This window comes from Streptomyces sp. NPDC054834 (assembly GCF_053611185.1).
Window position 1 is genome coordinate 101,407 of sequence record NZ_JBSGZV010000023.1, and the last position, 26,440, is coordinate 127,846.

The window sequence follows — 26,440 nt, forward strand, 5'->3', positions numbered from 1 at the left end:
TGGGCCGGGGTGTCACGTCGACGGCGGGGGTTTTCCTACCTGCCGTCGACGAGGGGTGTGAGGGTCATGGGGGGCCTTCGGGTGTCGGGGACCTGGGGTCGCCGGTCGAGGCCGAAGGTGGTGAAGGCGGTGCGGGCGGGCAGGGGGTAGGGGTCCTTGCCGGTCAGGGTGTTGAGGATGGTGGCGCTGCGCCAGGCGGCGAGGCCGAGGTCGGGGGCGCCGACGCCGTGGGTGTGGAGTTCGGCGTTCTGTACGTACACCGTTCCGGTGACGGAGGGGTCGAGGACCATCCGGAAGTGTTCGTCGACGCGGGGGCGTTCGCCGCTGTCGCGGCGCAGATAGGGGTCGAGGCCGGCGAGGAGGCGGCCGAGGGGGCGTTCGCGGTAGCCGGTGGCGAGGACGACGGCGTCGGTGGTGAGGCGGGAGCGGCTGCCCTGCTGGACGTGTTCGAGGTGGAGTTCGATTTTGCTGGTGGCGATGCGTCCGGCGGTGCGGACGTGGACGCCGGGGGTGAGGACGGTGTCGGGCCAGCCGCCGTGCAGGGTGCGCTGGTAGAGCTCGTCGTGGATGTCGGCCATGGTGTCGGCGTCGATGCCCTTGTGGAGCTGCCATTGGGAGGCGACGAGCCGGTCCCGGGTGGGCTGGTCGAGGGCGTGGAAGTAGCGGGTGTAGTCGGGGGTGAAGTGCTCGAGGCCGAGCTTTGAGTACTCCATGGGTGCGAAGGACTCGGTGCGGCCGATCCAGTGCAGTCGCTCGTGGCCGGCGGGGCGGTGGCGGAGCAGGTCGAGGAAGACTTCGGCGCCGGACTGTCCGGAGCCGACGACGGTGACGTGTCCGGCGGCGAGGATGGTGTCGCGGTGGTCGAGGTAGTCGGCGGCGTGGACGACGGGGACGCCGGGGGCTTCGACGAGGGGTTTCAAGGGGTCCGGGACGTGGGGTGCGGTGCCGACGCCGAGGACGATGTTCCTGGTGTGGGTGCGGCCGAGGGCCTCGGCCTCTCCTTCGGCGTCGACTTGGGTGAAGTCGACTTCGAAGACGTCGCGTTCGGGGTTCCAGCGGACGGAGTCGACCTGGTGGGAGAAGCGCAGTCCGGGGACGCTCTGGGAGACCCAGCGGCAGTAGGCGTCGTACTCGGCGCGCTGGATGTGGAAGCGCTCGGCGAAGTAGAAGGGGAAGAGCCGGTCGCGGGCTCTGAGGTAGTTGAGGAAGCTCCAGGGGCTTGCGGGGTCGGCGAGGGTGACCAGGTCGGCGAGGAAGGGGACCTGGATGCGTGCGCCGTCGATGAGCAGGCCGGGGTGCCAGTCGAAGCCGGGGCGCTGTTCGTAGAAGACGGCGTCGAGTTCGGCGAGTGGGTGGGCGAGGGCGGCGAGGGAGAGGTTGAACGGTCCGATGCCGATGCCGACCAGGTCGCGCGGTGCTTCGGGCTCGTGGTGTGGGGGGATGGTCATCTGGGGGTGGTTCCTTCCACGAGTTTCAGGAGGTGGGCCAGGTCGTCGGGCCCGGTGTGGGGGTTGAGGAGGGTGGCCTTGAGCCAGAGGCGGCCGTCCATGCGGGCCCGGCCGAGGACGGCGCGGCCGTCCTGGAGGAGTCTGCGGCGTACGTCGGCGACGGTGTCGTCGGTGGCGTCGGCGGGCCGGAACAGGACGGTGCTGATGACGGGCCGGTCGTGGAGTTCGAAGCCGGGGTGGTCCTGGACGAGGGCGGCGAATTGCCGGGCGCGGGCGCAGACCTGGTCGACGAGGGCGCCGATGCCGGTGCGGCCGAGGGTCTTGAGGGTGACGGCGATCTTGAGGATGTCCGCGCGGCGGGTGGTGCGCAGGGAGCGGCCGAGCAGGTCGGGGTGGCCGGCTTCGGTGTCGTCGTCGGCGTTGAGGTAGTCGGCGTGCTGGTTCAGGACGGCGAGGTCGCGGGGGCGGGCGACGGCGAGGAGGCCGGCGGCGATCGGCTGCCAGCCGAGTTTGTGCAGGTCCAGGGCGACGGTGTGGGCGGCTTCGAGGCCGGCGAGCTTTTCCCGGTGGCGGTCGCTGAAGACGAGGCCTGCGCCGTAGGCGGCGTCGATGTGCAGGCGGGCGCTGTGGGCGGCGCACAGGCCGGCGATCTCGGGCAGCGGGTCGATGAGGCCGGCGTCGGTGGTGCCGGCGGTGGCGGCGACGAGCAGCGGGCGGGGCAGGCGGGTGAGGGCTTCGTCGAGGGCGGCGGGGTCGAGGGTGCCGGCGGGTGCGGGGACGACGACCGGGTCGGGCAGGCCCAGCAGCCAGGCGGCGCGGGACAGGGAGTGGTGGGCGTTGGCTCCGCACACCAGTCGGACGCTGCCGCCGTGTGCCTCGCGGGCGAGCAGGAGGGCGAGTTGGTTGGCTTCGGTGCCGCCGGTGGTGACGAGGGCGTCGGCGAGGCCGATCTCGTGGGCGAGGGCGCGGGTGACGAGGGCTTCGAGGGCGGAGGCGGCGGGGGCCTGGTCCCAGGAGTCGAGGGAGGGGTTGAGGGCGCTCGCGGCGAGGTCGGCGGCGGTGGCGACGGCGAGGGGCGGGCAGTGCAGATGGGCGGTGCACAGCGGGTCGGCGGGGTCGGCGGAGCCTTCGGCGAGGGCGTGTACGAGGGTGCGCAGGGCCTCGGGTTCGCCGTCGTGGGGCAGGACGTCGCCGACGGCGTCGGTGATGCGGGCGGTGACGGCCTGCGGGCCGCCTTCGGGCAGTGGGCCACCGCGTGACCGGCCGCCTTCGCGCAGGGCGTCGAGGACGGTGTCGAGCAGCGGCCGCAGGGCCGCGGGGCCGTCGGGTCCTGAGGCGAGGGGCGGCATGCTCATGGGCTCTCCTCCGGGGCGCGGGCGAGGGGACATCCGCCGCGGTGGTTCCAGCTTGTACGCGGATGGGGCTGCGCATCCGGAAAGTTCAACGAGCGGACCCGGAAGTGGGTACTCCCGTGCGGGGAAAACGTGTTGGGTGCGTTCCGGAGGGTGGGTGGCGTCGGTCGGATGGTTGACATGTGGATGCTGGATGTGCCCGGTGAGCGGGTGGTGGTGCGGGAGCCGGTCCCGGCGGACGAGGCGCCGCTGCTCGCGCTGTTCGAGGCGTGCGAGGACTGGTTCGTGGCCGCGACGGGGCTGCCGTCGGCGCCCGGTGATGTGCAGAGCCTGTTCTACTCGCTGCCCGAGGGGGCCCGTCCGGAGGACAAGGTGCTTCTGGTCGTTGAGCGGGACGGGGTGGTGACGGGCCTGGTGGACGCGGTACGGGACCACCCGGAGCCGGGTGCGGTGTCGGTGGGCATGTTCCTGCTGGCGCCCTGGGCCCGTGGCCGGGGGCTGGGCCGGGCGGTGGCCGGGGCGCTGCTCGCGCGCGCGGAGGGTGTCACCCGGGTGCGGGCGACGGTCCCGCCCGGCTGGCGGCCGGGCGAGCGTTTCCTGGAGCGGCTCGGCTTCGTGCTGGAGGAGGAGTCGGTGGTGGGCGTGGAGGTGGGCAACCGGCGGGCGGGGCCGCGTGAGCGGGGTGTGCGGCGGGCGGAGCTGCGCGTCGACCGGGGCTGACGCGCCCGGCCGACGGCTCGTTCAGCCGCGGAAGTCGTCCGCGTGGTCCTGGGCCCACCGGGTGAAGGTGCGGGCCGGGACGCCGGTGATCTTCTCGACGGTGGTGGTGATCTCCGGGGGGACGCCCACGGTGGCCGCGAAGGACTTCAGGAGGCCGTGCAGGAAGTCCGGGGGAACGTTCGGGAACAGTTCGGGCCCGATCTCCTCGGGCGGTGCCTCCACGAACCGCAGGTCGCGGCCGACCGCCCGGCCGATCGCGGCGATCTGCTGGGCGTTGGTGACGGCCTCGGGGCCGGTGAGTCGGTGGACGGCGCCCTCGTGTCCGGGGTCGAGCAGGGCGCGTTCGGCGACAGCGGCGATGTCGTCCTCGTGGATGGGGGCGGCGACCATGTCCGCGTAGACGCCGCGGACGGTGTCCGAGGTGCGGATCTGGGGAGCCCATTGCAGGGCGTTGGTGGCGAAGGCGCCCGGCCGCAGGAAGGTCCACTGAAGGCCGCTGTCGCGGATCTGGCGTTCCGCGGTTGCGTGCATGACGTGGATGGGGTGGGTCTCGTCGGCGCCTTCCTGGATGATGGCGGAGGAGAGCAGCACGACGTGCCGGACGCCGGCCTTGCGGGCCGCGTCGAGGAGGGCGTCGGTCCGGCCGGCGCCCGCCTGTACGTAGAGGAACAGTTTCGACGCGCCTTCGAACAGGGCGGCGCCCTCGTCGGGGCTGAATCGCACCACCTCCGCGCCCTGCGGCAGTGCGGCCCGCTGCGGGTCGCGGGTCAGCGCCCGTACGGGCCGGCCGGCGGTGACGAGTCGTTCCACCAGGGCACGGCCGACGTTGCCGGTGGCACCGGTCACTGCGATCACGGTTTCTCCTCGGATGCTCGGGCCGATCGTCCTCGGGCTCTGTCGAGCCTAGGCAGGACGACCGGCCCGCCGCATCGTCGGCAGGGACCAGACGTGCCCTACGTCGCCGGTCCTAGGGCCCTAGTGCCGGTCCTGTGCCTGGCGCACGCGCAGTGCACGGGCGAGGTCGTCGAGTTCGTCGGCGAGTTTGCGGCGCAGGGCGGTGACCGGGTCGGCGTCGCGCAGGCAGGCCTCGCCGAGGCGGAGGTTCTCGGCGTCGACGGCGTGGGCGGGGAAGGCCAGGCGGCCGGTGGCGATGGCGATGGCGGGGCCGCGGCGGGCGGCCAGGGCGGGCGCGTCCTGGTAGTAGCGGGGCACGTACTCGCTCACCAGGTCGGCCTGTTCGGGCTGCCAGAAGCCCTGGGCGGTGGCCGCGAAGAGGTAGTTGGAGAGGGTGTCGTCGGTGAACATCGCCTCCCAGGCGCGGCGCTTGGCCTCGGGGTCGGGCAGGGCGGCCCGGCAGCGGGCGGCGCCCTCCTGGCCGCTGGCGCTGGGGTCGCGTTCCAGCTCGGCGGCGATGGTGGTCTCGTCGGTGGCGCCGAGGACGGCGAGCCGGGCCAGGATGCGCCAGCGCAGCTCGGGGTCGAGTTCCGGTCCGCCGGGCACGGTGCCCTCGGCGAGCCAGGCGGCGATGGTGTCGGGGTGGGCGGCGACGTCGATGTGGTGGCGTACGGCGACCAGGCGCAGGCCGGGGTTGTCGCCGTCCTCGGTGCGGCGGATGAGGTCGCGGCACAGTGCGGTGAGGGTGGCCAGGGCGGCGGGCCGTTCCTCGGGGGCGAGGTAGCGGTCGGCGACCTGGGTGGAGGCGAAGGCGAGCACGCCCTGTACGAGGGCGAGGTCGGTCTCGTGCGGGAGGTGGGTGCGGGCGATGTCCAGGTAGGCGGCGGGCGGGAGTTCGCCGTCTCGGACGGCGTCCCTGAGGGTGCTCCACACCACCGCGCGGGTGAGCGGGTCGGGCAGGCCGGACAGGCTGGTGCGCACCGTTTGGAAGGACTCGGGATCGAAGCGGACCTTGGTGTAGGTCAGGTCGCCGTCGTTGAGCACGATCAGCGAGGGGCGTTTGCCGATGGGCTTCGGGTCGGTCTGCGGGACGTCGACGTCGATGCGTTCGCGCAGGGTGAGGTGGCCCTCGTCGGCGAGGTCCTGGTCGTAGAGGCCGACGGAGATGCGGTGCGGGCGGCTGCCGGCGCGTTCGATGGTCAGGGCGCAGGTGGCGCCGTCGGTGGTCAGCCGCGGGGTGAGGGTGTCGACGCCGGTGGTGCGCAGCCAGGCGTCGGCCCAGGCGTGGACGTCGCGTTCGGTGTTGGCTGCGAGGGAGTCGATGAAGTCGGCGAGGGTGGCGTTGGCGAACTTGTGGCGGGCGAAGTGGGTGTTGATGCCGGCCAGGAAGTCCTTCTCGCCGAGCCAGGCGACCAGCTGGCGCAGGGCGGAGGCGCCCTTGGCGTAGGAGATGCCGTCGAAGTTGAGCAGGGCGGCGGCGGTGTCGTCGACGGCTTCGGGAGCGACGGGGTGGGTGGAGGGGCGCTGGTCGGCGTCGTAGCCCCAGGGCTTGCGGACGACGCCGAACTCGACCCAGGGTTCGGTGAAGCGGGTTGCCTCGAGGGTGGTCTGGTAGCCCATGAACTCGGCGAAGGACTCGTTGAGCCAGATGTCGTCCCACCACTTGAGGGTGACGAGGTCGCCGAACCACATGTGGGCCATCTCGTGGGCGATGACCATGGCGCGGGTCTGCCGTTCGGTGTCGGTGACGGCGGAGCGGTAGACGAACTTGTCGGCGAAGGTGACCAGGCCGGGGTTCTCCATGGCGCCGGCGTTGAACTCGGGTACGAACGCCTGGTCGTAGGAGTCGAAGGGGTAGGGCTCGTCGAACTTCTCGTGGTAGCGGTCGAAGCACGCGCGCGTGACGTCGAGGATCTCGTCGGCGTCGGCGTCTAGGTGGGGGGCGAGCGAGCGGCGGCAGTGGATGCCGAAGGGCAGGCCGCGGTGTTCGGTGCGTACGGAGTGGAAGGGGCCGGCGGCGACGGCGACGAGGTAGGTGGACAGCGGCGGGGTGGGGGCGGCCTGCCAGCGGCCGTCGCCGAGGTGTTCGGTGATGCCGTTGGCGAGTACGGTCCAGCCCTCGGGGGCCTTGACGGTCAGCTCGAAGACGGCCTTGAGGTCGGGCTGGTCGAAGGCGGCGAAGACGCGCTGCACGTCTTCCATGAAGAGCTGGCTGTAGGCGTAGGTCTCGCCGTCGGTGGGGTCGGTGAAGCGGTGCATGCCCTCGCCGGTGCGGGAGTAGCGCATTGTCGCGTCGACGCGCAGTTCGTGCTCGCCGGGGGTGAGGTCCTTCAGGGGCAGCCGGTCCCGGTCCAGGGTCTCCGGGTCGAGGGGCTGTCCGTCGAGGGTGACGGAGCGCAGCTCGGCGGGCTTGATCTCGACGAAGGTGTCCACGGTGGCGCTGCCCGGCCGCACGGTGAAGCGGATGACGGCACGCGAGTCGAAGGTCTCGTCCCCGGTGGTCAGGTCGAGGTCGATCGTGTAGCGGTGGACGTCGAGGAGCTGGGCACGGGTCTGCGCTTCGTCGCGCGTCAGTACGGACATGAACGACATGCTGCCTGATGTCGCAGACACGGCACAGGGGCGGATCGGTACGCGCCATATGTCCGGTCCGCGCCGGGGGGATGTGGGGCGTGCGCCGGGTCAGGGCCGGTCGCGGCCCGCGCCGGTGCGGTACGCGTCGCGCGGCGGTGGGACGTGGGCGTCGGGGTGGGGCAGGGAGGGGTGCGCGGTGTGGTCCTGGGGCCGGGTGGGGTCCTTGACCAGGGCGCGCAGTTCGCGGATCTCCTGTTCCAGGGCGAGCCGGTGCTGGTGGGCGTCGTAGAGGTAGCGGACCTTGGTGCGCAGGGCCCAGGGGTCGACGGGCTTGAGGACGAGGTCGGCGACGCCGAGGGCGAAGGCGCTGGCGGTCAGTTCCTGGTCGGGGCCGAAGCCGGTGAGCAGGATGACCGGTATGTGCTGGGTCTGCTCCAGGCGGCGCAGATAGCGCACGACGTCCAGGCCGCTGACGCCGGGCATGCGCACGTCGAGCAGCAGCAGGCCGACCTGGCCGCGCAGCACCTGCTTGAGCGCCTCGTCTCCGCTGGTGGCCCGGCCGAGCCGGTAGCCCAGCGGGGCGAGGACGTTCTCCAGCGCGTACAGCGTGTCCTTGTGGTCGTCGACGATGAGGATCTTGGCATCCGACAGCATGGCCCGACGTCCCTCCCACGTGGACAACCAGCTTACGTCCCGGCACTGACACCGGGTGCTCGCCGGTTGACGATGCGTGCGCGGCGACGGCCCGGCCGAGGGCGCCCGCGGGCGGTCAGCCGGCGTTGGATGCCTGGTGGTTGACGGTGTCCTCGGCGATGCGCTCGTGGTGCCTGATCACCTCGGCGATGATGAAGTTCAGGAATTTCTCGGCGAACGCCGGGTCGAGTCTGGCGTTCTCGGCGAGGCTGCGCAGCCGGGCGATCTGCCGGGCCTCGCGGGCCGGGTCGGCCGGTGGCAGCTGGTGGACGGCCTTGAGCCGGCCCACCTGCTGGGTGGCCTTGAAACGTTCGGCGAGCATGTGCACGACGGCCGCGTCGATGTTGTCGATGCTGTCGCGCAGCCGCTCGAGTTCCTCGCGGACGGACGGGTCGACGGCACCGGTGCCGGTGTTGCTGGTGGTCATGGGTGCCAACCCTAAGGGGCGCGCGCTGTCGTTCGCCGGTGGACCGTCGGGGGGCCGGCCGTTCCAGTCACCGGGGACGGCGCGGCCCTGCTGGGCGCGGAAGCGGACGGGGGCGAGGCCGACGCGGCGGGCGAACAGGCGGGAGAAGTAGGCCGGGTCGTCGTAGCCGACACGGCGGGCCACGGCGGCCACGGGGAGGTCGGTGGCCGCCAGGAGCTCCTTGGCGCGGCCCAGGCGGATGCCGAGCAGGTAGTCCTTGGGGCTGCATCCGGCGCCGCGACGGACGGCGGCGCGCAGTTCGGCGGGGGTCATGCCGTGCCGTGCGGCGTGCTCGGCGACGGTCATCGGGGTGCAGGCGTCCCGGGCGAGGGCCTGAAGGACGTCGTCGCCGTCGGGGGCGAGGCCGGCGCGGGCGCGGCGCAGGGCGACGAGGAGTTCGTGGACGGCGGCGGCGGTCTCGACCTCCAGCAGGGGGTTGCCGCGGCGGGAGGCGCGGGCGATGCGGCCGATGACGGCGCGGGGGCCGGCGGCGTCCGCGAGGGGCACGACGGGCCGCTCGGGTTCGATGTAGCCGAGTTCGGTGTAGGTGGCGGTGGCGGGCCCGGTGAAGTCGACGAATCCCTCGTCCCAGCCGGTCGCCGGGTCGGGCGCGTAGTGGTGCGGCACGCCGGGCGTGAGCCACAGCAGCGCCGGCGCGGTGAGGGTGGTGCGGCGTCCGTCGGGGGCGCGGTACCAGCCGCCGCCGGCGCTGATCACGACGGCGACGTGGTGGTCGAGGGTGCGCGGTCCGACGGCGGGCAGGGCGCCGTACTGGAGGCCGACACCGAGGCAGACGAGGCCGAGGCGGTGGTGGACCGGGCCGGGGCTGAAGTACCGCATCCAGGTGTGGTACATGGCCGCGCGCTCCTCCCCGCGTCGCTTCAGGCGTCGTTTCCGGCTTCGGTTCCGGCTTCGGTTCCAGCTTCGGTTCCGGCTTCGGTTCCGGCTTCGGTTCCGGCTTCTTCGCCGTTTGTTTCCGTCCAAGTAGATCCGATCTTTGTCCATGGCGTTGATCGCCGCCAGGGGCGAGGGTGGGCGCATGAGCGAGTTCACTGTGGGGGACACGGATTTCCTGCTGGACGGGCGGCCGGTGCGGCTGCTGTCCGGGGCGCTGCACTACTTCCGGGTGCATGAGGAGCACTGGCGGCACCGGCTGGCGCTGCTGCGGGCGATGGGCCTCAACTGCGTGGAGACGTACGTCCCGTGGAACCTGCACGAGCCGCGCCCCGGCAGCTTCCGGGACGTGCAGGCGCTGGGCCGCTTCCTGGACGCGGTGCGGGAGGTCGGCCTGTGGGCGATCGTGCGGCCGGGACCGTACATCTGCGGCGAGTGGGAGAACGGCGGGCTGCCGCACTGGCTGACGGGCGAGCTGGGCACGCGCGCGCGTACCCGTGACGAACGCTATCTGGCCCATGTGGACCGCTGGTTCCACCATCTGCTGCACGAGATCGTGCCCCGGCAGCTGGACCGCGGCGGATCGGTGATCATGGTGCAGGTCGAGAACGAGTACGGCAGCTACGGCTCCGACGAGGTCTACTTGCGCCACCTGACCGACCTGCTGCGCGCCGAGGGGGTGACGGTGCCGCTGTGCACCTCGGACGGGCCCGAGGACCACATGCTCTCCGGTGGTTCGGTGCCGGGTGTCCTGGCCACGGTGAACTTCGGCTCCCGCGCGCGCGAGGCCTTCGCGACGCTGCGCCGGCACCGTCCCTCGGGGCCGCTGATGTGCATGGAGTTCTGGTGCGGCTGGTTCGACCGCTGGGGCGGCGAGCACGCGGTACGGGACGCCGGGGACGCGGCGCGGAGCCTGCGGGAGATCCTCGAGTGCGGCGCCTCGGTCAACCTGTACATGGCGCACGGCGGCACCAGCTTCGCCGGCTGGGCGGGCGCCAACCGCGGCGGCGGCGACATGCACGAGGGGCCGCTGGAGCCGGACGTGACGTCGTACGACTACGACGCTCCGATCGACGAGTACGGGCGCCCCACGGCGAAGTTCTGGGCCTTCCGCGAGGTACTCGCCGCCCACCACCCGGACCCGCTGCCCGAACTGCCGGGGCTGCCCGCGCCGTTGGGTGCTCCGGCGGAGGTGGGGCTGTCCGGTTGGGCGTCCTTGGGGGACGTGCTGGACACGCTCGGCGGCCGGGAGAGCGTCGGTGGTGTCCCGTCCACCTTCGAGGAACTCGACGTCGACCGGGGGCTGGTCCGCTACGAGGTGACCGTGCCGGGCCCGCGGCAGCCGTACCCGCTCACCCTGCGCGGCCTGCGGGACCTGGCGGTGGTGTACGTCGACGGGGAGCGGGCCGGGGTGCTCACCGAGGAAGAGCCCGTGCTGGAGAAGCCCGTCGCCGGGCCCGCGCGCGTGGAGGTGTGGGTCGAGTCGCTCGGCCGGGTCAACTACGGACCCCGCAGCGGCGAGCCCAAGGGTGTCACGGGAGGCATCCAGCACGAGCGGCAGTATCTGCACGGGGTACGCGCGCGTGGGCTGCGGCTGGACGCTCTCGACGACGGGGCCGGCCGGGTGCCCTTCGGCGAGCTGTCCGGCGACGGCGCCCCCGGGCTGTACCGGGGCACCGTCACGGTCCGCGGTGCCGGGGACGCGCGGCTGGAACTGCCGGGCTGGACCCGTGGGTTCGTCTGGATCAACGGCTTCGGTCTGGGCCGCTACTGGTCCGCGGGTCCCCAGCGCTCGCTGTACGTTCCCGGCCCGGTGCTGCGGGAGGGCGAGAACGAGGTGTGGGTGCTGGAGCTGGAGGGGACCGAGCCGGGTGCGTGCGCCGTGCGTCTGAGCGCCCCGCCGCGGCCTGCCGCATAGAGTGGAGAGGAGGCCCGAACGTCTTTGGGGGTACGGACGTGGCGAACGGCGGACCGGTCGAGCACGGCTACCCGCATCTGGAGACGGTGCGGGCCTCCATCACCGCGCTGTACAAGCGCCTCTCGTACGACACCGTCCAGACCTTCGCCACCAGCGTGGCCCCCGCCGACGTGGCCTTCTGCGACACCGACGACCTCTATCTGGGCGCGCAGCGGGTGGCCCGCGAGATGGTGCGGCACTTCCGCTTGCCGGACGCCCGCCTGGTCGTGAGCTTCCGCGAGATGACGCACGCGGCGAACGTCGAACTCGCGGCGGGCCCCGAGTACTTCGTGGAGTTGAACGACCGCTTCCGCGGTCACCGGCGGGACATCGGCGCGGCCCTCGCCCACGAGGTGATGCACGTCTATCTGCACCGTCTGGACCTGTCCTTCCCCGACACCCGGGAGAACGAGATCCTCACGGACACGGCGACGACGTACCTGGGCGCGGGGTGGCTGCTGCTGGACGCCTACCGGGAGGACGCCGTGTCCTCCCAGAAGCTGGGCTACCTCACCCCGGAGGAGTTCGGCTACGTGCTGGCCAAGCGCGCCCTGTTCTTCCACGAGGACCCCTCGGTGTGGTTCACCAGCCCGCAGGCCTACACGGCGTACGCCAAGGGCATGGCCGAGGCCCGCCGGGACGAGCAGCAGCCTCCGCTGACCGGCGCCGGCTGGGCGGGGCGCCGCCGCTACGCCCGCGACCGCAGCCACGCCCCGGGGCCCCAGCCGGGCATCGGCTACACCTTCTCCCCCGACGTCGGCGGTCGTCTGCGCGTCTCCTTCCCCTGTCCGACCTGCCACCAGCGGATCCGGGTGCCGGTGCGGGGGCGGGTGCGGGCGAGGTGTTCGCTGTGCCGGACGGTGCTGGAGTGCGACACGTAGGGACACGCGGCGCCCCCGTTCAGCCTTCGTGCCCGGCCACCGCCCGCCGGGGCAGTGCCGCGCACAGGGCGGCGCACACCAGGAATCCGCCGGTGACCCAGGGCATCGCCGTTCCCAGCGCCTCGGTCGGCCCGCGGTCGACGTGGTCGAAGAACACCGTTCCGACGACGGCCGCCCCGAGCGCGCCCCCGAACTGCTGAGCCGTGGAGAAGATCCCGGACGCTGCGCCGGCGAGCTCGCCCGGCACCGCGGACAGCACCACGTTCACCAGCGGCACCACCAGGAACCCGAGCCCGGCCCCCGCGAGCACCAGTCCCGGCACCAGCGGCCAGGCCCCGGTGTGTACGGCGGCGGCCCGGTCGACCGCCGCCCACACCCAGCCGAAGCCGCCCGCCATCAGCAGCGCGCCGGCGCCGAGCACCGTCCGCCCGTACTTCACTGCGAGCCCGTCCGCGGCAGGCGCGGTCAGGAAGCCGCCGGCCGAGAAGGCCACGGTCAGCACGCCCGCCTGCATCGGCGAGTAGCCCTCGCCGCCCTGAAGCCAGATGGCGAAGATCAGGAAGAAGCCCTGCATGCCGACGGAGAACAGCAGTTGGACCAGGACGCCCACGGAGAAGGCGGGAAGCCGGAACGCCCGCGCGGGCAGCAGCGGCACGGTCCGCGCCCCGCGCCGGCGCCGGGCCTCGTACACCCCGAGCCCGACGACCGCGGAGATGCCGGCGGCGAGGCAGACCCAGCCCCACAGCGGCCAGCCGTTCTCCCGGCCCTGCACCAGCGGCAGCACGATCGCCACCAGACCGCCGGCCAGGACCAGGCTGCCCAGCATGTCCGGGCGGCCCGCCGACCGCTCCCGGGTGGCCGGCACCAGCAGCAGTCCACCGACGAAGGTGCCCAGCGCCACCGGCACGTTCACCAGGAACACCGACCGCCAGCCCCATCCGAACAGGTCGGCGTCGGTGAGCAGTCCGCCGAGCAGCAGCCCCACCGCCGAGGCGAATCCGGCGACCGCGCCGTACATCCCGAAGGCGGCGCCGCGCTCCCTGCCCTGGAACAGGGTGCGGAAGGAACCGAGCACCTGCGGTACCAGCACCGCCGCCATCACCCCCTGCACGGCCCGGGCGGCGATCAACTGGCTGGGCGACTGCGCCACCCCGCAGGCCAGGCTCGCCAGTCCGAAGCCGGCCGTGCCGGCGAGGAAGAGGGTCCGGCGGCCGAGGCGGTCCCCGAGGTGGCCGGAGACGATCAGGGCGGCGGCGAAGCCGAGCAGGTAGGCGGAGACCAGCCACTGGAGGTCGCTCGCCGAGGCGTGCAGGTCGCGGCCGATGGACGGGATGGCGACGTTCACGATGGTCACGTCCAGCAGGTCCATCAGCGCGGCGACCATCATCACGACGGCGGCGGCCCAGCGGCGCGGGTGGGGCTCCGCCGTGCTGGGCGGGGATGAGGCGAGGGTTGCGGACATGGCGTCTCCCGTTGAGTCGGCACCGGCAGCGGCGCAATTTATTTCGTTTGGCCTAACGAAAGACTTGCACGCGCAGCGGCGCCGCCGCAAGTACTTAGTTCGACCGAACGAAATTCTTGGTAGCCTGATCTCATGAGCGGCACTGAGGACAAGGCGGACGAGCGGGCCGAGACGCTGCGGCGGCTCATGGAGGTGGGGCGCGCGCACAGCGCCGTCACGATCATGTTCCACTCGGCGGTCGCCGCGAAGCAGGGGCTGAACGCCACCGAGGAGAAGACCCTCGACTACCTCCAGCGCGAGGGCCCGCTCACCGCCAAGGACCTCGCGTCGCTGACCGGCCTGGCCCCCGCCTCCGTCACCGGGCTGCTGGACCGCCTGGAGGCCAAGGGCTTCGTCCGCAGGGTCAAGCACCCCACGGACAAACGCCGGGTGCTCGTCGAACTCGACCAGGAGAAGCTCGCCGAACTGGCCGTGTTCTTCGAGGACTGGGCGCGTGACGTCGTCGAGGCCTGCGAGGCGTTCAGCACCGAGGAGCTGAAGACCGTGGTCCGCTTCCTGGGCGTGATGAGCGAGCGGCAGCAGGCGGCCGCCGCCCGTCTGTCCGGCTGACTCCCGCTACGCCCCGTACACCACCCCCGGAACCTCCGCCTCCGCAAGCAGTTTCAGCGCCGTCTCCCCCGCCTCGGCCGGACTCCACCGCGCCCCTTTGTCGGCGGTGGGGCCCGGCCGCCAGCCCTCCATGACGGTGATCCGGCCGCCCTCCGCCTCGAAGACCCGGCCGGTCACGCCGGCGCTCGCGGCGGAGCCCAGCCAGACCACCAGCGGGGAGACGTTCCCGGGGGCCATCGCGTCGAAGCCGGAGCCGGGTGCGGCCATGGTCTCGGCGAAGGCGTGTTCCGTCATACGGGTGCGGGCGGCCGGGGCGATCGCGTTCACCTGGACCCCGTACCGGCGCAGCTCGGCCGCCGCGACCAGGGTCAGCCCGACGATCCCGGCCTTGGCGGCGCTGTAGTTGCCCTGCCCGACCGAGCCCAGCAGCCCGGCGCCGCTACTGGTGTTGACGATCCGGGCGACCGGTGTGCGCCCCGCCTTGGCCTCGGCCCGCCAGTGCGCGGCGGCGTGCTTCAAGGGCAGGAAGTGCCCCTTGAGGTGGACACGGAGGACGGTGTCCCAGTCGTCCTCGTCGAGGTTGACCAGCATGCGGTCACGCAGGAAACCGGCGTTGTTGACGAGGGTGTCGAGACGCCCGTAGGTCTCGACCGCGGTCCTGATCAGCGAGGCGGCCCCGGCGGTCGTCGCGATGTCGCCGCCGTGCGCGACCGCCTCGCCGCCGGCCGCCCGGATCTGCTCCACGACGGCCCCGGCGGGACTGTCCGGACCTGGCAGGCCGTCGAGGCCGACGCCGAGGTCGTTGACGACGACCCGGGCGCCCTCGGCGGCGAAGGCGAGCGCGTGGGCCCGGCCGAGTCCGCGCCCGGCGCCGGTGACGACGACGACCCGGCCCGTGCAGATTCCGCTCATCTCAGTCCTCCTTGTTGGCGGTTGCCGCATCCAGGAAGGCCGGCCGCTCTCCGCCCCCGTGCACGAGGAGGCTCGCCCCGCTGATGTAGGCGGCCGCGCCGGAGGCGAGGAAGACGGCGGCGGCGCCGACGTCGGACGGGGCGGCGAGGCGGCCGAGCGGGACGGTGCGGGAGACGGCGTCGATGCCGTCCTGGCCGCCGTAGTGGAGGTGGGCCAGCTCGGTGCGGACCATGCCCACGACCAGCGTGTTGACCCGGACCTCCGGCGCCCATTCCACCGCCATGGAACTGGCCAGGTTCTCCAGTCCCGCCTTGGCCGCGCCATAGACGGCGGAGCCCGGCGACGGACGGCTGCCGCTGACGCTGCCGATCATCACCACCGTTCCCCGGCTCCTCCTGAGGTGTTCGTACGCGGCGAGGGAGGCGGTCAGCGGGGTGAGGAGGTTCAGCTCGATCACCCGGGCGTGCCGCTCGGCGTCCGCGTCGGCGAGCCGCCGGTAGGGGGTGCCGCCCGCGTTGTTGACGAGCACGTCGACGCGGGGCAGGGCATCGAAGAAGGCGCGTACGGCGGGTGGGTCGCGGAGGTCGAGGGCGGTGAATTCGACGCCGCCGAGGGGGCGTTCGGGTGGTCGGCGGGCACACGCGAGCACATGGGCACCGGCCTCGGCGAAGGCCCGGGCGATCCCGGCCCCGACGCCCCGCGTGCCGCCCGTGACCACGACAGTCCGTCTGTGCAGCGAGTTATCCACAGGGCCTCCCGCTTGTCGGAGCCGACTGCTAGCTTCGAAGCCTCACCTAACAAATGTTTGGTGGAAAGGCGTTGAGTGCGAAGGTAGCTGATGCGTCCATGGGTGTCTCCACCTCGTCCCCGGAAACGGGGCCCGAAAAAGATGGAATCGCCGTCGTCACGGTCGACTTCCCGCCGGTGAACGCGCTGCCGGTGCGCGGCTGGTTCGCCCTGGCCGACGCCGTGCGCGCGGCCGGGCGCGATCCGGAGGTGCGGTGCGTGGTGCTGGCCGCGGCGGGGCGCGGGTTCAACGCCGGCGTGGACATCAAGGAGATACAGGCGGAGGGGCATCCGGCCCTGCTCGGCGCCAACCGGGGCTGCGCGGAGGCCTTCGCGGCGGTGTACGAGTGCGAGACGCCGGTGGTGGCGGCGGTGCACGGCTTCTGTCTGGGCGGCGGGATAGGCCTGGTGGGCAACGCGGACGCGATCGTGGCGAGCGAGGAGGCCGTCTTCGGGCTGCCCGAGCTGGACCGGGGCGCGCTGGGTGCCGCGACGCACCTGGCCCGGCTGGTCCCGCAGCATCTGATGCGGACGCTGTACTACACCTCGCGCACGGTGAACGCGGCCGAGCTGCACGCCCACGGCTCGGTGTGGCGGGTCGTACCGCGCGACGAACTGCACTCGGCCGCGCTGGAGCTGGCGCGAGAGATCGCCGCCAAGGACGGGCGGTTGCTGCGCCTGGCCAAGGCCGCCATCAACGGGATCGATCCCGTCGACGTGCGCCGCAGTTACCGCTTCGAGCAGGGCTTCACCTTCGAGGCGGCCGTGAGCGGGGTGGCCGACCGGGTCCGTGACACGTTCGGGAAGGAGGACGCGTAGGTGAGGGACAAGACGATGACCGCCGACGAGGCCGTCGCGCGGCTGGAGAGCGGCATGACCCTCGGCATCGGCGGCTGGGGGTCCAGGCGCAAGCCGATGGCCCTGGTCAGAGCCCTGCTGCGGTCCGGGATCGGTGACCTCACCGTCGTCTCGTACGGCGGCCCGGACGTCGGGATGCTGGCCGCCGCGGGCCGGATCCGCAAGCTGGTGGCCGCCTTCGTCACGCTCGACTCCGTCCCGCTCGAACCGCACTACCGGGCGGCGCGCGAGCGGGGGGCCTTCGAACTGATGGAGGTGGACGAGGGGATGTTCATGTGGGGGCTCACCGCGGCGGCGAACCGGCTGCCCTTCCTGCCGGTGCGGGCCGGGATCGGTTCGGACGTGATGCGGGTGAACCCCGGCCTGCGGACGGTCACGTCGCCGTACGAGGACGGGGAGACGTTCGTGGCGATGCCCGCGCTGCGGCTGGACGCCGCCCTGGTCCACGTCAACCGCGCGGACCGGCTGGGCAACGGGCAGTATCTGGGCCCGGACCCGTACTTCGACGACCTGTTCTGCGAGGCGGCGGACGCGGCCTACGTCTCGTGCGAACGGATCGTGGACACGGCCGAGCTGACGAAGGCGGCGGCACCGCAGTCACTGCTGGTCAAGCGGCATGTGGTGACCGGAGTCGTCGAGGCGCCGAACGGCGCCCACTTCACCTCGTGCGCACCCGACCACGAGCGGGACGAGGACTTCCAGAGGGAGTACACGAGGGCGCCCTGGCCGGAGTTCGCCGAGCGGTTCCTCGGCGGGGACGAGCAGGCGTACCGGTCGGCGGTGCGGGCCTGGCAGGAGGAGCGGCGATGACGGGGCCCACCCGCGCCGAGTACTGCGTGATCGCCTGCGCCGACGCCTGGCGCGGCTCCGGCGAGATCCTGGCGAGCCCCATGGGCCTGATCCCGTCGCTGGGCGCGCGGCTGGCCCGGCTCACCTTCGCGCCGGACCTGCTGCTGACCGACGGCGAGGCGCTGCTCGTACTGCCGGACGGGACGCCCGAGGGCTGGCTGCCCTACCGGCAGCATCTGACGCTGGTGGCCGGCGGGCGGCGGCACGTGATGATGGGGGCCAGCCAGATCGACCGCTTCGGCAACCAGAACATCTCGTGCATCGGGGACTGGGCGAGACCCCGGCGGCAGCTGCTGGGCGTACGCGGGGCGCCGCTCAACACGCTGAACAACCCGACGAGTTACTGGATCCCGAGGCACTCCCGGCGGGTCTTCGTGGAGCGGGTCGACATGGTGTGCGGGGTGGGGTACGACCGTGCCGCCGAGCATCCGGGTACAGCCGGGTACCACCGCATCCCGCGGGTCGTCTCCGACCTGGGCGTGTTCGACTTCGCCACGCCCGACCGCTCGATGCGGCTCGCCTCACTGCACCCGGGGGTGACCGTGGCGCGGGTGGCGGAGGCGACGGGCTTCGCGCTCGCGATACCGGAGGAGGTGCCGGCGACCCGGGAGCCGACGGCCGAGGAGCTGCGGCTGATCCGCGAGGTGCTCGACCCGGGCGGCACTCGCGCCCGCGAGGTTCCCGAGGAGGTGGGGGGCTGATGGAGACCGCGCTCACCCGGCTGACCGGGGTCCGGCATCCCGTCGTGCAGACGGGGATGGGCTGGGTTGCGGGCCCGCGTCTGGTCTCGGCGGCGGCGAACGCGGGCGCGCTGGGCATCCTGGCCTCCGCGACGATGACCCTCGACCAGTTGCGCGCGGCGATACGCGAGGTCGCCGCGCGCACGGACGCGCCGTTCGGGGTGAACCTCCGGGCGGACGCGGGCGACGCCGGGGACCGGGTCCGCCTGATCATCGACGAGGGGGCCCGGGTGGCGTCCTTCGCTCTGGCGCCCTCCCGGGAGCTGATCGCGGAGCTGAAGGAGGCGGGCGTGGTCGTGATCCCGTCCGTCGGGGCGCGGCGGCACGCGGAGAAGGTGGCGGCCTGGGGTGCGGACGCGGTGATCGTGCAGGGCGGAGAGGGCGGCGGGCACACCGGAGAGGTGGCGACCACCGTGCTGCTGCCGCAGGTGGTGGACGCGGTGCGGATACCCGTCGTGGCGGCGGGCGGCTTCTTCGACGGGCGGGGACTGGTCGCGGCGCTGGCCTACGGGGCGGCGGGGATCGCGATGGGCACGCGGTTCCTGCTCACCTCGGACTCGACGGTGCCGGACGCGGTCAAGGCCAGATACCTCGCGGCCACCGTCAGGGAGGTCACGGTCACCACGGCCGTGGACGGCCTGCCGCACCGCATGCTGCGCACCGACCTGGTGGACGCCCTGGAGCGGTCCGGCCGCACGCGCGCGCTGCTGCACGCCGTCCGGCGGGCGGCGGGGTTCCGGCGGCTGTCCGGGCTGACCTGGCGGCGGATGGTGCGGGACGGTCTCGCCCTGAGGCACGGCAAGGAGCTGTCCTGGAGTCAGGTCCTGCTCGCCGCGAACACGCCGATGCTGTTGAGGTCCGCGATGGTGGACGGGCGTACGGACCTCGGGGTGATGGCGTCCGGGCAGGTCGCCGGGGTGATCGACGACCTGCCGTCGTGCGCGGAGCTGGTGGAGCGGATCATGAAGGAGGCGGAGGAGGTACGGGCGAGGCTCACAGCCTCTCGATGACCGGCACCCTTCCCAACGGCCCCCTCGCACTGCTCGGCCCCAGGGGGCCTCCCAGGCTTCGGGAGCCTGCGGCGGACTCCGTCCACCGAAGCGGTGGCCGCCCCTTCGCCGCTCCGGTGGTCACAGGCGTTCGATGATCGTCACGTTCGCCTGGCCGCCGCCCTCGCACATGGTCTGGAGTCCGAACCGGCCGCCGGTGCGCTCCAGTTCGTGCAGCAGGGTCGTCATCAGCCTGGCGCCGGTCGCGCCGAGCGGATGGCCGAGGGCGATGGCCCCGCCGTTGACGTTGACCTTGTCCGGGTCCGCGCCGGTCTCCTTCAGCCAGGCCAGGACGACGGGGGCGAAGGCCTCGTTGATCTCGACGAGGTCGATGTCGTCGAGGGTCAGGCCGGTCTTCTTCAGGGCGTGCGCGGTGGCCGGGATGGGCGCGGTGAGCATGCGGATGGGGTCCTCGCCGCGTACGGAGAGGTGGTGCACGCGGGCGCGCGGGCGCAGCCCGTGCTCCCGTACGGCCCGCTCCGAGGCCAGCAGCAGGGCCGCGGCGCCGTCGGAGACCTGGGAGGAGCAGGCGGCGGTGACGGTGCCACCGTCGATGACCGGCTTGAGTGCGGCCATCTTCTTCAGGGAGGTGTCACGGCGCGGGCCCTCGTCCACGGTGACGTCGCCGTAGGGCACGGTCTCCCGGTCGAAGCGGCTCTCGTCGATGGCCCGTACCGCCCGCCCGTGCGAGCGCAGGGCGAACTCCTCCTGGTCCTGGCGGCTGATCCCCCACTTCGCGGCGATCATCTCGGCGCCGGCGAACTGGTTCACCGGCCGGCTGCCGTAGCGGGCGCGCCAGCCCTCGCTGCCCGCGAAGGGGCCCTGGGTGAAGCCCAGGGGCTCGGCGGCCTGCCGGGTGGCGAAGGCGATCGGGATCTGCGACATGTTCTGCACGCCGCCCGCGACCACCAGGTCCTGGGTGCCGGAGAGCACGGCCTGCGCGGCGAAGTGCAGGGCCTGCTGCGAGGAGCCGCACTGCCGGTCGACGGTGACGCCCGGCACCTCCTCGGGCAGTCCGGCCGCCAGCCAGCAGGTCCGGGCGATGTCCCCGGCCTGCGGGCCCACCGCGTCCAGGCAGCCGAAGACGACGTCCTCGACGGCGGCCGGGTCCACTCCCGAGCGGGCGACGAGTTCCTTCAGCACGTGTGCGCCCAGGTCGGCCGGGTGGACCGCGCTCAGTCCTCCCCGGCGCCGGCCGACGGGTGTGCGGACCGCTTCGACGATGTAGGCCTCGGCCATGACAACTCCCTCGCAGATAAGGGCTATTCGCGTACGGCGATCCCGTCCAGCACCATCGACAGGTACTGCCGGGCGATCTCCTCCGGGCTGTGCTGTCCGCCGGGCCGGTACCAGGACGCGGCGACCCACACGGTGTCGCGGACGAACCGGTAGGTGAGCCGGACGTCGAGGTCGGCCCGGAAGACGCGCGCGGCGACCCCGCGTTCCAGGGTGGACAGCCACGCCTTCTCGAACTTGCGCTGCGATTCGGCGAGGAACGTGAACCGTTCCTGCGCGACCAGTTGCTTGCTCTCCTTCTGGTAGATCGCGACGGCGGCGCGGTGCCGGTCGATCTCCCGGAAGGACTCGGTGACGAGCGCCTCGAGCGTCTCGCGCGGGCCGAGCCGGTCGGCCAGGACGGTGTCGTAGCCGCCCCAGAGTTCGTCGAGGAAGGTCCGCAGAATCTCTTCCAGCATCGATTCCTTGGAGTCGAAGTGGTAGTAGAGGCTGCCCGCGAGCATGCCCGCGTGGTCGGCGATCTTGCGGACGGTGGTGGCGTTGTAGCCCTGCTCGGCGAAGACCTCGGCGGCGGTGTCCAGGAGTTCGCGGCGGCGATCGTGAGCGGCGCCGGCCGCGGGCTTGCTCGCGGCGGTCACCTGGGACTTCTTCTTGGTCGGCACGGCTCCATTGTGGTCCCAGGCCGACAGGACCTAGGCATGCTGGCTGCTCACGGAGACGACCTCCCCGGTCATGTACGAGGAGTAGCCGGACGCCAGGAACACGATCACGTTGGCCACCTCCCAGGGCTCGGCGTACCGCCCGGAGGCCTCGCGCGCCGTCAGTTCCTCCAGCAGCTCGGGCGTCGTCACCTTCACCAGGTGCGGATGCATGGCGAGGCTCGGCGCGACCGCGTTGACCCGCACCCCGTACTCGGCCGCCTCCATCGCCGCGCACCGGGTCAGCGCCATCACCCCGGCCTTCGCGGCGGCGTAGTGCGCCTGCCCGGCCTGGGCGCGCCAGCCGACCACGGAGGCGTTGTTGACGATCACGCCGCTCCTGGTCTCCCTCATGGCGCGCAGGGCCGCCCGGGTGCAGCGGAAGGTGCCGTTCAGCGTCACGTCCAGAACGCGGGACCACTGCTCGTCGGTCATGTCGACGAGGTGCGAGGTCCCGCCGAGCCCGGCGTTGTTGACGACGACGTCCAGCCGCCCGTGTTCCCTCACGGCGGTGTCGAACAGGGCCCGCACCTGGGACTCGTCGGTGACGTCGCAGGGTACGGCCGCCACCGCTCCCGGGAAGTCCCGGCTCAGCTCGGCCTCGTACTCCTTGAGCCGGCGGGCGTGCGCGTCGCTGATCAGGACGCGTGCGCCCTCCTCCAGGAAGCGGCGTGCGGTCGCCCCGCCGATCCCGGCTCCGGCCGCCGCGGTGATGACGGCGGTGCGCCCCTTCAGCAGCCCGTGCCCGGGCACGTAGGCCGGGCTCTCGACGCCTGTCATAGGGCCACGCTAACCTACCAAACACTTGTTAGGGAAGGATGGTGACCCGATCGTGGACCTCACCCACGCTCCGGCCGACGAGCGGTTCCGCGCCGATGCCCGGGCCTGGCTCGGGGCGCATGTGCCCGCCGGTCCGCTGCCGTCCCTGGAGACGGCTGAGGGCTTCGCGGCCCATCGCGCGTGGGAGGCCGAACTGGCCGCGGACCGCTGGTCGGTCGTCAACTGGCCGGCGGAGTACGGCGGGCGGGATTCCGGCCTGGTCCGGTGGCTGGTCTTCGAGGAGGAGTACTGGGCGTCGGGCGCGCCGGGCCGGGTCGGGCAGAACGGGATCAGCCTGCTCGCACCGACCCTCTTCGACCACGGCACGGCGGAGCAGCGGGCGCGCGTGCTGCCGCCCATGGCCACCGGCGAGGTGGTCTGGGCGCAGGCCTGGTCGGAGCCGGAGGCGGGCTCGGATCTGGCCTCGCTCACCTCCAGGGCGGTGCGAGCCGACGGGGGCTGGCTGCTCAGCGGGCAGAAGACCTGGTCGTCGCGGGCCGCGTTCGCCGACCGGGCCTTCGGCCTGTTCCGCAGCGACCCCGCCACACCGAAACCCCACCAGGGCCTGACCTACCTCATGTTCGACCTGCACGCGCCCGGCGTCACGGTCCGCCCGATCGGCCGCCTGGACAGCAAGCCCGCCTTCGCCGAGGTGTTCCTCGACGAGGTGTTCGTGCCGGACGAGGACGTGATCGGCGAGCCCGGCCAGGGCTGGCGGATCGCGATGTCGACGGCGGGCAACGAACGCGGCCTCACCCTGCGCTCCCCGGGCCGCTTCCTCGCCGCCGCCGACCGGCTCCACGCCCTGTGGCGGGAACAGGGCGATCCGCACTCCGCACGCGCCCGCGTGGCCGACGCCCTCATAGGTGCCCGCGCCTACCAGCTGTTCACCTACGCGGCCGCCTCCCGCTTCCTCGACGGCGACGCCCTCGGCCCGGAGTCCAGCCTGAACAAGGTCTTCTGGTCCGAGTACGACCTGGCGCTGCACGAGACCGCCCTCGACCTCCTCGGCGCCGAGGGCGAGATGGCGGACTCCGCCTGGTCGGAGGGGTACGTGTTCGCGCTCGCCGGCCCCATCTACGCGGGCACGAACGAGATCCAGCGGGACATCGTCGCCGAGCGCCTGCTCGGCCTGCCGAAGGGACGCCGCTGATGCGCTTCCTCCTCGACACCGAGCAGCGCGCCCTCGCCGATTCGCTGCACGCGATGCTGACGGCGGCGGACACTCCGTCGGTGGTCCGGGACTGGGGCCGCGGCGACCACACGAGGGGGCGCGCGCTGTGGGCCCGTGTCGCAGAGGCGGGGGTGTTCGGGCTGGCGGTCGCGGAGCCGTACGACGGGACGGGCCCCCTGCCCGTGGAACTCGCGGTCGCCTTCGTGGAGTTGGGCAGGCACGCGGTGCCCGGCCCGCTGGTGGAGACGGTGGCGGCCGCCGCGCTGCTCACCGAGCCGGGCCTGGCCAAGCGGTTCCTGCCCCCGCTCGTCGCGGGCGAGACGATGGCCACGGTCGCCGTCACGGAGTACGCCCTGGACGGCGACGCGGCGACCCTCCACCTCGCCCTCTCCCCCGAGGGCCTGCGCCTGTCCCCCGGCCCCGGCCCGGCCCGCGCCTGCCTGGACCCCGCGCGTCGCCTCACCACCCTCGCCCCGGGCGGCGAACTCCTCACCCCGGACCCGCCCTTGGCGCGGGCCGTCGCCTGGGCCCGGCTGGCCACCGCCGCGCAGGCACTCGGCGTCGGCCTCGCGCTCCTGGACAGAACCGTCGGCTACGTCGGACAGCGCACCCAGTTCGGCGCCCCCATAGGCTCCTTCCAGGCGGTGAAGCACCGGCTGGCCGACGCGAAGATCGCCCTGGAGTTCGCCCGCCCCCTGCTCTTCGGCGCCGCCCTGACGATGGACCCGGTGGACGTGGCCGCCGCCAAACTGAGCGCGTGCGAGGCCGCGTACACCACGGCCCGTGCGGCGCTCCAGCTGCACGGCGCCATCGGCTACACGGCGGAGTACGACCTGTCCCTCTGGCTGACCCGCGCCCGGGCCCTGCGCACCGCCTGGGGCGGCCCGGACGAGTGCCGGGACCTGGTGCTCGGCGGGGGTGACGGCCGCGGGTGAGCCCCCCTCAGCCCGGTACGATCCCCACGGCCCGCGCGGCCACCAGCCACTTGGGGAACTCGCCCACGAGACGGTCGTACAGCTCCGTGTCGGGCACGGTCCGCGGGTCGGTGCCCGCGTGGAAGAAGCCGGCGTTGTCGACGGCCCGCTTCTGCGGCACCGCCAGCTCGTCGAGTCTGCGCAGGAACTGGAACTGCTTGCTGCCGGGATCGCCGAAGCCGATGAACTGCCAGAACAGGGGCAGCTTCGCCGCCTTGCACAGGTATCGCTCGGCGGCGAGCTTGTTGATCGGGCCGCCGTCCGTCTGGAAGACGACGAGGGCGGGGTGGCGGGAGCCGCTGTCGAGGTAGTGGTCGATGACGGCGTCCATGGCCAGGTGGTAGCTGGTCTTGCCCATGTGCCCGAGTCCGGCCGCGATCCGCTCGACCCGCCCCTGGTGGTCGGCCAGGGAGATGTCGGAGACGGCGTCGATGTCGGTCGAGAAGAACACCACCGGCACCCGGCCGTCGTCGTCGAGGTGGGCGGACAGGCCCAGCACGCGGTCGGCGAGCGCCTGCACGCTGCCGTCGGCGTAGTACGGCTTCATGGAACCGGAGTGGTCGACCACGAGGTAGACGGCGGCCCGCAGCCCGTCCAGCCCGTGCCGGGTGAGGGACGCCCCGGCGCTCTTGTACAGGCTGACCAGCGCGGGCGCGCTCTGCTCCACCTTGCTGAGACTGATCGCAACCATGGCCCCACCTTCCCATCCCGGCCTCACCGTTCGCTATTTTGATCGCCGCCGTCCCCACCGGCTCATCCGTCCCCAACCTTCCCGAGGAGCCGGCCGTGGCGCCCGAGTCAGCCGAGTCCACCCAGTCCCCCGAGTCCACCCAGTCCCCCGAGCCGAGCGCGTCCCCCGAAGCCGCCGCGCCCGCCGTCACCACCTGCTACCGCCACCCCAAGGTGGAGTCCCACGTCCGCTGCACCCGCTGCGACCGCTACATCTGCCCCGCCTGCATGCGGGAGGCCGCCGTCGGCCACCAGTGCGTGGAGTGCGTGAAGGAGGGCGCCCGGTCGGTGCGCCAGGCGCGGACGGCGTTCGGCGGCCGGATCACGGCCGTGCCGCTGGTGACGTACGTGCTCATCGGGCTGAACGTGCTCGCGTACCTGGCGGAGCTGGTGCGGCCGTCGGTCGTGGGCCGGTTCGGGATGCTGGGCACCGTGCCGGCCGGCTACCTCCCGGAGGGTGTGGCGCACGGCGAGTGGTACCGGCTCCTGACCGGCGCGTTCCTGCACAGCCCGCCCACGGACGGCACGTTCGGCATCCTGCACATCCTGATGAACATGGCCGCGCTGTGGAACATCGGGCGGATCACGGAGAGCCAACTCGGCCGCGTCCGCTACCTCGCCCTGTATCTGCTCTCCGCGCTCGGCGGCTCGGTCCTGGTCCTGCTGATCGCCCCGCACGATCTCGTGGTCGGCGCGTCCGGCGCGATCTTCGGGCTCGGTGCCGCCTACTACGTCATGGCCCGCCGCCTCGGCTCCGACATGGACACCGTCAACCGGTTCATGGGCGGACTGCTGCTGTGGCTGCTGATCTCCGCCGGTCTCACCTCCTGGCAGGGCCACCTCGGCGGCCTGCTGGCGGGCGGCGTGGTGACACTGGCGTACGCGTACGCGCCCCGGGACGGCCGCCGCGCCCTGATCCAGACGGGCGTGTGCGTGGCGCTACTGGCGCTGCTGCTGGTGCTGGCCTGGGCCAAGGTGTCGGCGCTGACGGGTGGGGCCGCCTGATCCGGGGCGCACCGTCAGGTCCCAGCACTCCGAGGTCGATCAGATGGATCCCGGGCCCCGGGATCCCTGAACGACAGGTGCGCGACCAGCGAGTCCCACTCGTCCGTCCGCCCGACCAGGGCGCTGACGTCACTTCACCGGCGACCGGGTCCGCGGTGACCGGCTGCACAACCAGCTCTTCACGCTGCCCGACCGGCCGTCGGGCTGGGCGCTGGATGCCGACGGCACCGTCGAGGAGCTGGCCGAGCGGTTCGCCGACTGGTCCGGGCCGTGCTGCGCAAGCCCGTCGTGCTCCATGTGTGGCTGAACGAGGAGCGGTGGGCGTACGCGGCGCGGTTCGTCTTCGCCGACGACGAGACGATCAGTCAGCTCTACCGGCGCGACCCGGCCCCGCCCGGACAGGAGGAGCAGCTGATGTGCGGGTGCTCCGGGCCACGTTCTGGCAGACCCGACGCGCGCACATACCGCATGCTGCTCGCCCGCTCCGCCACGGATACGAACGGCAAGGGCATCTGCCTCGTCTGGGCCGAGGCCGACGTCGACGCCTCAGACCGGGCGCTGACCCAGAAGATCATCAATGATCTCTGTGCGGGCACGGGCGGCCGGTGAGCGCTCCACTCCGGTCACCCGGACATGCGGCGGCGCCTGCCCAGTCGTCCGG

25 protein-coding genes and 1 pseudogene are annotated in these 26,440 nt (G+C 72.7%); 12 read left to right on the top strand and 14 right to left on the bottom strand.

Translation table 11 applies throughout. From position 1 onward, the window contains the following. Positions 1 to 35: 35 nt before the first annotated feature. Both ACWGJM_RS27970 and ACWGJM_RS27975 read right to left on the bottom strand, forming a co-directional pair. Positions 36 to 1,448, bottom strand: coding sequence for a lysine N(6)-hydroxylase/L-ornithine N(5)-oxygenase family protein (locus tag ACWGJM_RS27970; RefSeq protein ID WP_453414476.1), 1,413 nt, complete (start codon positions 1,446 to 1,448; stop codon positions 36 to 38). Continuing rightward, entirely contained in the window at positions 1,445 to 2,803 is a 1,359-nt protein-coding gene (locus ACWGJM_RS27975; RefSeq protein WP_453414477.1) for a pyridoxal phosphate-dependent decarboxylase family protein, read from the bottom strand. Before ACWGJM_RS27975 ends, ACWGJM_RS27970 begins: the two co-directional genes overlap by 4 nt. A 177-nt stretch (positions 2,804 to 2,980) precedes the next feature. Here ACWGJM_RS27975 and ACWGJM_RS27980 point away from each other — a divergent pair, with 177 nt between their 5' ends. Further along, positions 2,981 to 3,520: a GNAT family N-acetyltransferase gene (locus ACWGJM_RS27980; protein WP_453414478.1), complete on the top strand. Its 540-nt coding sequence runs from the start codon at positions 2,981 to 2,983 to the stop codon at positions 3,518 to 3,520. Positions 3,521 to 3,541: 21 nt separating this feature from the next. On the opposite strand, the gene ACWGJM_RS27985 is transcribed toward ACWGJM_RS27980, so the two are convergent. The 5 genes and pseudogenes from ACWGJM_RS27985 to ACWGJM_RS28005 form a co-directional block, all read right to left on the bottom strand. Further along, positions 3,542 to 4,375 (bottom strand): NAD(P)H-binding protein, encoded by an 834-nt coding sequence (locus ACWGJM_RS27985; RefSeq protein WP_453414479.1) that lies wholly within the window; start codon positions 4,373 to 4,375, stop codon positions 3,542 to 3,544. Positions 4,376 to 4,495: 120 nt separating this feature from the next. Further along, entirely contained in the window at positions 4,496 to 6,997 is a 2,502-nt protein-coding gene (gene pepN / locus ACWGJM_RS27990) for an aminopeptidase N (RefSeq protein ID WP_453414480.1), read from the bottom strand. Between the two features lie 99 nt (positions 6,998 to 7,096). Then, positions 7,097 to 7,642 carry a response regulator gene (locus ACWGJM_RS27995; RefSeq protein ID WP_453414481.1) on the bottom strand — a complete coding sequence of 182 codons (546 nt, stop codon included), beginning with the start codon at positions 7,640 to 7,642 and terminating at the stop codon, positions 7,097 to 7,099. A gap of 115 nt (positions 7,643 to 7,757) precedes the next feature. Continuing rightward, positions 7,758 to 8,108 carry a chorismate mutase gene (locus ACWGJM_RS28000; RefSeq protein WP_453414517.1) on the bottom strand — a complete coding sequence of 117 codons (351 nt, stop codon included), beginning with the start codon at positions 8,106 to 8,108 and terminating at the stop codon, positions 7,758 to 7,760. 36 nt (positions 8,109 to 8,144) lie between these two features. Further along, positions 8,145 to 9,002, bottom strand: a pseudogene (locus tag ACWGJM_RS28005) (helix-turn-helix domain-containing protein); the annotation flags it as partial. A 184-nt stretch (positions 9,003 to 9,186) separates the two neighbouring features. On the opposite strand from ACWGJM_RS28005, the gene ACWGJM_RS28010 reads away from it, so the two are divergent. Together ACWGJM_RS28010 and ACWGJM_RS28015 are read left to right on the top strand one after the other, a co-directional pair. Continuing rightward, the gene (locus ACWGJM_RS28010; protein WP_453414482.1) at positions 9,187 to 10,959 is read left to right on the top strand and encodes a glycoside hydrolase family 35 protein; all 1,773 of its coding nucleotides are present in this window, start codon (positions 9,187 to 9,189) and stop codon (positions 10,957 to 10,959) included. A gap of 38 nt (positions 10,960 to 10,997) precedes the next feature. After that, positions 10,998 to 11,879, top strand: a complete 882-nt coding sequence (locus ACWGJM_RS28015) for a hypothetical protein (protein ID WP_453414483.1) — start codon at positions 10,998 to 11,000, stop codon at positions 11,877 to 11,879. A gap of 19 nt (positions 11,880 to 11,898) precedes the next feature. On the opposite strand, the gene ACWGJM_RS28020 is transcribed toward ACWGJM_RS28015, so the two are convergent. Continuing rightward, complete coding sequence (locus ACWGJM_RS28020) at positions 11,899 to 13,341, bottom strand: MFS transporter (protein ID WP_453414484.1); 1,443 nt, start codon at positions 13,339 to 13,341, stop codon at positions 11,899 to 11,901. A 132-nt stretch (positions 13,342 to 13,473) separates the two neighbouring features. Between ACWGJM_RS28020 and ACWGJM_RS28025 the strand changes: the two genes are divergently transcribed. Next, positions 13,474 to 13,950, top strand: coding sequence for a MarR family winged helix-turn-helix transcriptional regulator (locus ACWGJM_RS28025; protein ID WP_453414485.1), 477 nt, complete (start codon positions 13,474 to 13,476; stop codon positions 13,948 to 13,950). A 6-nt stretch (positions 13,951 to 13,956) separates the two neighbouring features. Here ACWGJM_RS28025 and ACWGJM_RS28030 read toward each other — a convergent pair whose 3' ends face one another. Together ACWGJM_RS28030 and ACWGJM_RS28035 are read right to left on the bottom strand one after the other, a co-directional pair. Beyond that, complete coding sequence (locus tag ACWGJM_RS28030; RefSeq protein WP_453414486.1) at positions 13,957 to 14,862, bottom strand: SDR family oxidoreductase; 906 nt, start codon at positions 14,860 to 14,862, stop codon at positions 13,957 to 13,959. 1 nt (position 14,863) lies between these two features. Next, complete coding sequence (locus ACWGJM_RS28035; protein ID WP_453414487.1) at positions 14,864 to 15,610, bottom strand: SDR family oxidoreductase; 747 nt, start codon at positions 15,608 to 15,610, stop codon at positions 14,864 to 14,866. A gap of 98 nt (positions 15,611 to 15,708) precedes the next feature. Here ACWGJM_RS28035 and ACWGJM_RS28040 point away from each other — a divergent pair, with 98 nt between their 5' ends. The 4 genes from ACWGJM_RS28040 to ACWGJM_RS28055 are packed head-to-tail and all read left to right on the top strand — an operon-like array spanning position 15,709 to position 19,105. Further along, on the top strand, positions 15,709 to 16,467 hold the full coding sequence (locus ACWGJM_RS28040) for an enoyl-CoA hydratase family protein (protein ID WP_453414488.1): 759 nt from the start codon (positions 15,709 to 15,711) through the stop codon (positions 16,465 to 16,467). Next, on the top strand, positions 16,468 to 17,316 hold the full coding sequence (locus ACWGJM_RS28045) for a CoA transferase subunit A (protein WP_453414489.1): 849 nt from the start codon (positions 16,468 to 16,470) through the stop codon (positions 17,314 to 17,316). It abuts the gene before it with no gap. Then, positions 17,313 to 18,056 (top strand): CoA-transferase subunit beta, encoded by a 744-nt coding sequence (locus ACWGJM_RS28050; protein WP_453414490.1) that lies wholly within the window; start codon positions 17,313 to 17,315, stop codon positions 18,054 to 18,056. The genes ACWGJM_RS28045 and ACWGJM_RS28050 overlap by 4 nt, the downstream gene beginning before the upstream one ends. Continuing rightward, positions 18,056 to 19,105: an NAD(P)H-dependent flavin oxidoreductase gene (locus tag ACWGJM_RS28055; RefSeq protein ID WP_453414491.1), complete on the top strand. Its 1,050-nt coding sequence runs from the start codon at positions 18,056 to 18,058 to the stop codon at positions 19,103 to 19,105. The genes ACWGJM_RS28050 and ACWGJM_RS28055 overlap by 1 nt, the downstream gene beginning before the upstream one ends. Before the next feature lie 120 nt (positions 19,106 to 19,225). Here the strand turns inward: ACWGJM_RS28055 and ACWGJM_RS28060 are convergent, their stop codons facing one another. From ACWGJM_RS28060 to ACWGJM_RS28070, 3 genes are read right to left on the bottom strand one after another with little or no spacing between them, the layout of a single operon-like run. Continuing rightward, the gene (locus tag ACWGJM_RS28060; RefSeq protein WP_453414492.1) at positions 19,226 to 20,383 is read right to left on the bottom strand and encodes an acetyl-CoA C-acetyltransferase; all 1,158 of its coding nucleotides are present in this window, start codon (positions 20,381 to 20,383) and stop codon (positions 19,226 to 19,228) included. 23 nt (positions 20,384 to 20,406) lie between these two features. Continuing rightward, positions 20,407 to 21,042: a TetR/AcrR family transcriptional regulator gene (locus ACWGJM_RS28065; protein WP_453414493.1), complete on the bottom strand. Its 636-nt coding sequence runs from the start codon at positions 21,040 to 21,042 to the stop codon at positions 20,407 to 20,409. A 30-nt stretch (positions 21,043 to 21,072) separates the two neighbouring features. After that, positions 21,073 to 21,858, bottom strand: a complete 786-nt coding sequence (locus ACWGJM_RS28070; RefSeq protein ID WP_453414494.1) for an SDR family oxidoreductase — start codon at positions 21,856 to 21,858, stop codon at positions 21,073 to 21,075. Positions 21,859 to 21,910: 52 nt separating this feature from the next. Here ACWGJM_RS28070 and ACWGJM_RS28075 point away from each other — a divergent pair, with 52 nt between their 5' ends. Together ACWGJM_RS28075 and ACWGJM_RS28080 are read left to right on the top strand one after the other, a co-directional pair. Next, positions 21,911 to 23,050, top strand: coding sequence for an acyl-CoA dehydrogenase family protein (locus tag ACWGJM_RS28075; protein WP_453414495.1), 1,140 nt, complete (start codon positions 21,911 to 21,913; stop codon positions 23,048 to 23,050). Beyond that, positions 23,050 to 24,006 carry an acyl-CoA dehydrogenase family protein gene (locus tag ACWGJM_RS28080; protein WP_453414496.1) on the top strand — a complete coding sequence of 319 codons (957 nt, stop codon included), beginning with the start codon at positions 23,050 to 23,052 and terminating at the stop codon, positions 24,004 to 24,006. The genes ACWGJM_RS28075 and ACWGJM_RS28080 overlap by 1 nt, the downstream gene beginning before the upstream one ends. A gap of 7 nt (positions 24,007 to 24,013) precedes the next feature. Here ACWGJM_RS28080 and ACWGJM_RS28085 read toward each other — a convergent pair whose 3' ends face one another. Next, complete coding sequence (locus tag ACWGJM_RS28085) at positions 24,014 to 24,736, bottom strand: vWA domain-containing protein (protein ID WP_453414497.1); 723 nt, start codon at positions 24,734 to 24,736, stop codon at positions 24,014 to 24,016. Positions 24,737 to 24,948: 212 nt separating this feature from the next. On the opposite strand from ACWGJM_RS28085, the gene ACWGJM_RS28090 reads away from it, so the two are divergent. Both ACWGJM_RS28090 and ACWGJM_RS28095 read left to right on the top strand, forming a co-directional pair. Then, on the top strand, positions 24,949 to 25,779 hold the full coding sequence (locus tag ACWGJM_RS28090) for a rhomboid family intramembrane serine protease (protein ID WP_453414518.1): 831 nt from the start codon (positions 24,949 to 24,951) through the stop codon (positions 25,777 to 25,779). A gap of 270 nt (positions 25,780 to 26,049) precedes the next feature. Next, positions 26,050 to 26,388, top strand: a complete 339-nt coding sequence (locus ACWGJM_RS28095; protein ID WP_453414498.1) for a hypothetical protein — start codon at positions 26,050 to 26,052, stop codon at positions 26,386 to 26,388. The last annotated feature ends 52 nt before the right edge of the window (positions 26,389 to 26,440 follow it).